Raw genomic sequence first — 7,270 nt, forward strand, 5'->3', positions numbered from 1 at the left:
CTACTCATACTACACATAAGCAAGACGGAGGTGTATGTATGTTTTTAAGCTGGGCTTTAATGAAGTTAATGAACCCGATGGTAGATGAAACAACCATCAAAATGATGACAGAAGAGTATTCCGATAATCCCCTGGCTATGCTTACCGTATCGGAAAAACTATCACCCCGGGCACTGATCGAGGCAGCAATGCGGGCCGAAGCCGGTATGGAACTGGCACGTCCCCTGGGCAGTCCGGTGGTACTTTCTCCCTGGACTAAGCTGTATCTGAACCCAAAACAATTATTTGAATTGCCGAGTACCGACTACACATCAGTTGATACGTCTACCGTTATCGGAGCGGGAGCCAAAAGGCCTCTTCAACTGGATATTCCGATCATGATTACTGGCATGAGCTATGGCGGTTCACTCAGCCTTCAAATGAAAATAGCTCTGGCGAGAGGTGCTGCGGCAGCAGGTACATCTACGAATACCGGTGAATCGGCTGTTACTGATGAAGAGCGGGAGGCTGCCAAATTTCTTATTGGTCAGTATCATCGCGGCGGCTGGTTAAGTGGTCCCGAGCAGCTGGGACAGCTGGATGCTATTGAGATTCAGCTTGGGCAAGGGGCCTGGGGCGGGGCTGTCGACGAAACGATTGAAAGCGATACAATTGGCAAACACTTGAGAAAAGCCTGGCATTTGGAAAAAGGTCAGGATGCCAGTATTTATTCCCGGATGCCCGGCAAAGAAACTCCTCAGGATATTATCGATATGGTCAATAAAATGAAGGCGCAGTTCGAGGTGCCGGTAGGTGTGAAGATTGCTGCTACCGACTATATTGAATACGAGCTTGCGATTATTGCCAAAACGCAGGCAGATTACATTGTAATTGATGGTGCGGAAGGCGGAAGTGCCGGCTCACCGCCAACTCTTCAGGACGATATGGGACTGCCGACGCTGCACGGTTTAGTGCGGGCAGTAGACTATTTAACAGAAAATGGGCTGCGTGAGAAATTCAGCCTCATTGTTGCTGGCGGGCTTGCCACTCCGGGCCATTTCTTAAAGGCTATGGCTTTGGGAGCCGATGCCGTCTATATTGGCTCAATTGCCTTATTGGCTGCTATGCATACCCAGGCATCTAAAGTCATGCCTCAAGCACCGCCCTCGCAGCTGGCGCTGTACAAAGGAAAAATGAATGATAAGCTGGACATTGACAGTGCAGCCCATCATTTAACGAACTTCCTCGCATCATGTACGGCTGAGATGAAGCTGGCTGTACAAGCCATGGGTAAGCACGCAGTAAAGGAACTGACCCGGGAGGATCTGGTAGCTGTAGACAGGGATTTAGCGGAATTTGCCGGCATTCGTTATGCTGCCAGCCATCGGCGTTCTGATTCCAAACAACCTTCCACTCAGCCTGGTCGTACAACTCAAAATCAAGAGAGTGTACCTCTCCAATAAAAATAAAAAAAGGCAATGTCCTCACACGAGGGCATCGCCTTCCGAAAATAAAAGAAATCCCCGATTTATTCGGGGATTTCTTTTATTCTACGTAGGCTACAGCCTCAATTTCTACCAGAACGTCTTTTGGCAGACGGGCCACTTCCACGCAGGAACGGGCTGGCGGGGTTGCTGTGAAGTAACTGCCATAAACTGCATTAATAGCAGCAAAATCATTCATATCTTTAATGAAGACGGTTGTTTTGATAACCTTGTCAAGGTTGGTACCGGCTGCTTCCAGAACTGCCTTAAGGTTAGTCAGCACCTGGTGAGTCTGTACTTCGGCCGTGCCTGTGATTACTTGTCCGGTTGCAGGATCTAAAGGTATCTGTCCGGAAGTGTAGACCAGGTTTCCCATTTTAATTGCCTGCGAGTAAGGACCAATTGCAGCAGGTGCATTGGAAGTACTGATAACTGAAATCATGTTCATCGCTCCTTGTAACTTGATTGGTAGCAATATCTACTATTAGTGTACCCAGTTTATTCCATAGTTGTCAATCGCTTTGGCCGACAAAGCAGCTTTAATTAAAATCTAAGAGGAAGTAGCCCATAAACGGAGAAATACTAAGGAATAGGATAAAGAAGGCAAACTGCCTTTAGTGAATGGAGTGATCACCTGTGTATATGACTCACCTTGAATGTCCAAAATGTAAAGCAGAGCATAACCCTCATCACTTAACCCAATTGTGTTCCGAATGTGGAGCGCCATTATTGGTTCGGTATGACTTAGAAAAAATCAAAGCGAATTTCAAAAAAGAAGATTTACCATACCGCAAGCCCGACTTGTGGCGTTATCATGAAATGCTGCCTTTAGTGGACGAGCAAAATAAGGTGACTCTCGGTGAAGGCATGACGCCATTATTGTCACTAGACAAGTTAAGTAAAAAGCTGGGCATTGAATTATTCTTAAAAGACGAAGGAATTATTCCCAGCGGCACCTTCAAATCCCGCGGTGCTGCCGTTGGTGTTTCGCGGGCCAAAGAACTGGGAGTTACGGCCCTTGCTATGCCGACTAACGGTAATGCGGGTGCTTCGTGGAGCATTTACTGTGCCAAAGCCGATATTGATGCATATATTGTCATGCCTGTTGACGCACCGTCTATTACCCGCAATGAATGCGCCATTGCCGGAGCAAAACTGTTTTTAGTCAATGGACTAATCAGTGACGCCGGTAAAATAGTTGGACGGGCAGTAGCTAAAAATGGCTGGATGGATGCATCAACGCTAAAAGAGCCTTACCGGATTGAAGGTAAAAAGACGATGGGGCTGGAAATTGCCGAACAAATGAACTGGGAAGTTCCCGATGTGATTCTTTATCCTACTGGCGGCGGTGTAGGACTGATTGGAATTTATAAAGCTTTAAGGGAATTACAGGCTATTGGCTGGATCGGCGAAAAAATGCCTCGTCTGGTAGCCGTACAGGCAGCTGGCTGCGCTCCTATCGTAAAAGCCTGGGAAGAAAAGAAAGCAGCATCCGAGTTCTGGAACAATGCTTCCACAGTAGCTTTTGGTATTACTGTGCCGAAAGCCTTAGGAGATTTCCTGGTGCTGGAAGCGTTATATGAGACTGATGGCTGCGCCATTGCGATCGATGATGAAGAGTTGCTGCGTGATCTTGCTGAACTGGCTAGTGAAGAAGGATTATTTATCTGCCCCGAAGGAGCAGCTAACTATACGGCGACCAAGAAGCTATGCCAAAGCGGCTGGATCAAACCAGGTGAGAAGGTAGTCCTGCTCAATACCGGTACGGGACTGAAATATCCTGATACGGTGAAAGTGGAAGTACCGGTGCTGCAGCCTGATGAAGATATCCCTGTGTTGCTGTAAGCTTGACTAGTTTCCAAGTTTTAAGGTAACATATAGTGTACACTAGTAAAAGAGGTGTCAGGCAATGCAAAAAACTGCAGGCATAAAAATAGCTGCCGAAAACCGTAAGGCGCGGCATGATTATCATATTCACGAAACATTTGAAGCAGGCATTGCTTTGACCGGTACGGAAGTAAAATCATTGAGAGCCGGCAAGGCTAACCTGAAGGACAGCTATGCGCGGATCGATAATGGTGAGCTGATGCTGCATAACATGCACATCAGCCCTTATGAGCAGGGCAATCGCTTCAATCATGAACCGCTGCGAACCCGTAAGCTGCTGATGCACCGGTATGAGATTAATAAGCTGGTTGGCCAAACCCGGGAAAAGGGTTATACGTTAACGCCACTTAAACTCTATTTTTCCAAAGGTAAAGTGAAAGTGGAGCTGGCTCTGACGACCGGGAAGAAAAATTACGATAAGCGTAATGATATGGCCGAAAAAGATGCAAAGCGGGAGATTGACCGCCATATGCGGGATAAACAAAAGGATTTTTAAGAAGCACCGGTAGTCTGCTGTGACTGTTTAGTGCCTCCCCAGAGCTGTAAGAATAAAATGCCAGCTAGAATTAACAGACCGCCGCCCAACTGGGGCGGCGTTATTTTTTCGCCCAGAAGCGAAATGGACATACATACGGTTAGAACGGGCTCAGCACAACTGATAATCGCAGCATTGGAGGGGCCGATATAGGGCAAGGCGGCAAAAACACCAAGGATACCGACGATTGTCGAGAAAATTGACATAGCTAATAGCGTTAACCAGCCGCTTGCAGGCAGGGTAAAGATGAACTCACCGGTTAATAGAGATATGAGGATGAATGTTATTGCTGCTGCCGTACATACATACGTGGTGGCAACAAGGGAATCAACCGTTTTCATTAACCGATTTCCTGCAAGAATGTATAGTGAATAAATAATTGCCGAAGTAATTCCGCAGATAACCCCAACCGTACTTACGCCGGTAAAGGAAACGCCGAGAATGAAAAACAAACCAGAGAAACAGATAGAGAGAGAAGCGAATTTCCGCCAGTTGAGCTGGTCATCACCCAGCACAATGGCAAGCAGACTGACGATGGCCGGATATAAATAGAGGAGCATAGAACTCAGAGAGGCTGGCAAGTATTGAATGGAAGCCGCAAAGGTAGCAGACATCGCTCCATAGCCAACTACACCCAGGAGGACCAATTGAATGCCGATTTTTTTATTGACAGAGGCATTTATGTTTCGCAAATATAGGATCAGCCAAAGGAAGATACTGGCCAGAATGAACCGGGTCGTCAGAATAGTAAGGGTATTGGCTCCGGCAGCGTAAGAAAATTTTATAAAAATCGGCAGAGTTGCAAAACCGGCAGCAGATGCTAAGGCTAGCAGCGTTCCCTTGTGATGTGGAATCATGACAGCATTCCTCCAATTATATACAATAGCTTTATCATATAGTAAATGCAGTGAGAAAGGAAGGCGTAACCTTTTATTCTTATCTCTCCATAGGAATGATGGATATTCTTTCGCTGTCATAATATATATGTAAGAGGAGAAGGAGGAGATGGATTTGGATGCTCTGATTGCCTCGATACCTTTGTTTGTTCTGTTAATCGGGCTGCCGCTGCTGATGAAGCCGGCAGTAAAGGTAGCTCCCATTGCGTGGTTGGTTACGGTCTTACTTGCTATTTTTTATTTTGGTTTTCCGGTGGGAGTAACTTTGCTGGCGGCTTTGCAAGGCGCAGTAACCGGTATTTTTCCTATCATGTACATTCCTTTTGGTGCCTTAGTTGTCTATAATGTTTTAAAAGTGACAGGCTGGATGAACAAAATGCAAGGAGCCATGGGGTCTCTTACAACTGACCGTCGGGCGCAGGCTTTATTGATCGGCTTTGGTTTCAGTGCTTTTCTGGAAGGTATTTGCGGTTTTGGCGCACCGGTAGCGATTCCGGCAAGTATCTTGGTTGGCTTAGGCTATGATCCCATGATGGCCGCGCTGGTTTGTTTGGTAGCCAACACAGGGCCAGTGCCTTTTGGATCGCTAGGCATACCTACAGATACGCTTGCTCTTACCACTCAGCTGGATTGGATGAAGCTTTCTCAAATGACGGGCCGCATAATGCCGGTGTTAGCCTTTATTATGGCATTTGCCACTGTGTATGCTATGTCGGGCACTCGCGGCGTAAAGGGAGTCATTCCGCTGATTTTAGTAACAGGCTTGAGTTTTTCCGTTATGCAGTTTTTTACCGCCAATTATTTGGGTGCAACGCTGGTAGATGTGCTTTCATCCCTTGTTTGCCTGACGGCCGTTGCCGGTTATCTCAACTATCGCAAAATCGAGCCGGTATGGCTTTTCCCTGGAGAGAAAAAGCGGCAGCAATCCAGAATCGGGCGGATTAATTTCCGCGAGTTGTTCTTATCCTGGCTGCCCTATATTTTACTGGCGGTATTGATTATCGCAGTTAATCTGCCGTCTACAAAAGCATTTTTTGCCGGAAGGACAGTAGGTTCAGAGTTCCTGCTTATCCGGGCAGATATCTATAATCCAGGCAAACTCTATGCCTTTACCTGGCTGCAAAGTCCCGGTACTATTATGCTGATTGCCGGACTGATTGCTTTCCGCTTTATGGGCATACGTTTTGCAGTAGTGAAAGAGCAATTTGGTAAGACCTTCACCCAGATGATTCCCTCCTTTATTGCAGTAGCGTGTATTCTCTCTATCTCAGAAGTGATGAATCTGGCATTGCCTATTATCGATCCTAAGACGAAGGCGGCCATATGGGTCAGCTCCACCGGCGCAGCATTGCCCTCCATGGTTGCTGTTATGGCTAAGAGTCTGGTCAGCATGGTGAATGCCTATGTATATCCTTTCCTAAGCCCCGTATTTGGCACAATCGGCGTTTTCCTAACAGGCAGCAATACCTCCTCGAATGCTTTGTTCGGTAACCTGCAGAAAATAACTGCCCAAGGACTTGGCTTATCTGATATCCTCATGGCTGCGGCAGGTAACGCCGGAAGTACGGCCGGGAAAATGATCTCACCACAGAGTATTGTCATTGCCGCAACTGCCGTAGGATTGTTAGGTAAAGAAGGCCTGATTATGCGCAAAACCATTAAATATACAATTCCATATGTCATTTTCCTCGGACTTATGGTGTGGATGTATGCCTTTGTATTTCCTGGTCTAGTTCCATAGAAGAGCGGCTCTACTAAGAGCCGTTTTTTCGTTATTATTGACTTTTTAACTGTATTAGTATATACTAAACAGTGCACTAGAGTCATACTGCCAAATGCTCCATAACCATGGGGGCGTACTGGTTTCGACAGGGGTGGGTGTGGCATAGGTAGCGAGCCGGGGTTCCATCTGCCCGTTGATACGGTGGAAAATTGTAAACGCAAACGAAGATTACGCTTTAGCTGCATAGCTAACGTTCTGCCCACGCTCGCCCGTGGCCTGGGATAGAACGTCATTTAGCGGGATACCTGAAGCCCAATTCTCGGAGGGCCGACTGGAAAACTTTATCGAGATAGCGCCAGAGAAGCCTGTCAGGGGGCGTCAACGGGGCGAAATTTAAAGCACTGACTGCGCTCGGAGAGACTTATGTAGCAACGCCTTTGGACAGGAGTTCGATTCTCCTCGCCTCCACCAATTGAATCTCCCCTCCACCCGGTATATAATAGATGTAAGATCTATCTATATTAGGTGGAGGTTTTGCTTTATGAAGGTGACTTGTCATTTGTGTGGAGTCGAATTTGAAAAAGCAGACAAAGAAGTGCGGCGACAGCAAAAAGAAGGAAGAGATTATTTTTTCTGCAGCCGCAGCTGTACTGGCATTCACGCAAATAAAATTAGGCACAATACTCCTGATGATGGCTTAAAGTCCTACCATGCAATTATGAAGCAGGAACGAAGAACTATGTTAGCAATTGTAAAAATACCATTA

At 46.7% G+C, this 7,270-nt stretch carries 7 protein-coding genes and 1 other RNA gene; 6 read left to right on the forward strand and 2 right to left on the reverse strand.

The features are described from left to right. Positions 1-38 precede the first annotated feature (38 nt). Positions 39-1,442 carry an FMN-binding glutamate synthase family protein gene (locus RTR76_RS13965; protein WP_312521685.1) on the forward strand — a complete coding sequence of 468 codons (1,404 nt, stop codon included), beginning with the start codon at positions 39-41 and terminating at the stop codon, positions 1,440-1,442. An 82-nt stretch (positions 1,443-1,524) separates the two neighbouring features. Here the strand turns inward: RTR76_RS13965 and RTR76_RS13970 are convergent, their stop codons facing one another. Continuing rightward, complete coding sequence (locus RTR76_RS13970; RefSeq protein ID WP_312521687.1) at positions 1,525-1,905, reverse strand: RidA family protein; 381 nt, start codon at positions 1,903-1,905, stop codon at positions 1,525-1,527. 200 nt (positions 1,906-2,105) lie between these two features. On the opposite strand from RTR76_RS13970, the gene RTR76_RS13975 reads away from it, so the two are divergent. Both RTR76_RS13975 and smpB read left to right on the forward strand, forming a co-directional pair. Continuing rightward, positions 2,106-3,308 carry a threonine synthase gene (locus tag RTR76_RS13975; protein ID WP_312521701.1) on the forward strand — a complete coding sequence of 401 codons (1,203 nt, stop codon included), beginning with the start codon at positions 2,106-2,108 and terminating at the stop codon, positions 3,306-3,308. A gap of 64 nt (positions 3,309-3,372) precedes the next feature. Next, positions 3,373-3,846, forward strand: coding sequence for an SsrA-binding protein SmpB (gene smpB, locus RTR76_RS13980; RefSeq protein ID WP_312521689.1), 474 nt, complete (start codon positions 3,373-3,375; stop codon positions 3,844-3,846). Here the strand turns inward: smpB and RTR76_RS13985 are convergent. Then, on the reverse strand, positions 3,843-4,742 hold the full coding sequence (locus RTR76_RS13985) for a DMT family transporter (RefSeq protein ID WP_312521690.1): 900 nt from the start codon (positions 4,740-4,742) through the stop codon (positions 3,843-3,845). The genes smpB and RTR76_RS13985 overlap by 4 nt on opposite strands. 148 nt (positions 4,743-4,890) lie before the next feature. Here RTR76_RS13985 and RTR76_RS13990 point away from each other — a divergent pair, with 148 nt between their 5' ends. From RTR76_RS13990 to RTR76_RS14000, 3 genes are all read left to right on the forward strand, one after another. Continuing rightward, positions 4,891-6,522, forward strand: coding sequence for an L-lactate permease (locus RTR76_RS13990; protein ID WP_312521692.1), 1,632 nt, complete (start codon positions 4,891-4,893; stop codon positions 6,520-6,522). Positions 6,523-6,631: 109 nt separating this feature from the next. Continuing rightward, positions 6,632-6,975: a transfer-messenger RNA gene (gene ssrA, locus RTR76_RS13995) on the forward strand. A gap of 70 nt (positions 6,976-7,045) precedes the next feature. Further along, positions 7,046-7,270 (forward strand): hypothetical protein (locus RTR76_RS14000; RefSeq protein ID WP_312521694.1); only part of this gene is annotated, 225 nt, incomplete at its 3' end.

It is taken from the genome of Anaerospora sp. (genome assembly GCF_032013335.1).
In the GTDB taxonomy this organism is placed as follows: domain Bacteria; phylum Bacillota; class Negativicutes; order Sporomusales; family DSM-15969; genus Anaerospora.

Coding starts and splice junctions, on each gene's coding strand:
- RTR76_RS13965 (WP_312521685.1), top strand. CDS start 39: ATGTTTTTAAGCTGGGCTTTAATGAAGTTAATGAACCCGATGGTAGAT.
- RTR76_RS13970 (WP_312521687.1), bottom strand. CDS start 1,905: ATGATTTCAGTTATCAGTACTTCCAATGCACCTGCTGCAATTGGTCCT.
- RTR76_RS13975 (WP_312521701.1), top strand. CDS start 2,106: ATGACTCACCTTGAATGTCCAAAATGTAAAGCAGAGCATAACCCTCAT.
- smpB (WP_312521689.1), top strand. CDS start 3,373: ATGCAAAAAACTGCAGGCATAAAAATAGCTGCCGAAAACCGTAAGGCG.
- RTR76_RS13985 (WP_312521690.1), bottom strand. CDS start 4,742: ATGATTCCACATCACAAGGGAACGCTGCTAGCCTTAGCATCTGCTGCC.
- RTR76_RS13990 (WP_312521692.1), top strand. CDS start 4,891: ATGGATTTGGATGCTCTGATTGCCTCGATACCTTTGTTTGTTCTGTTA.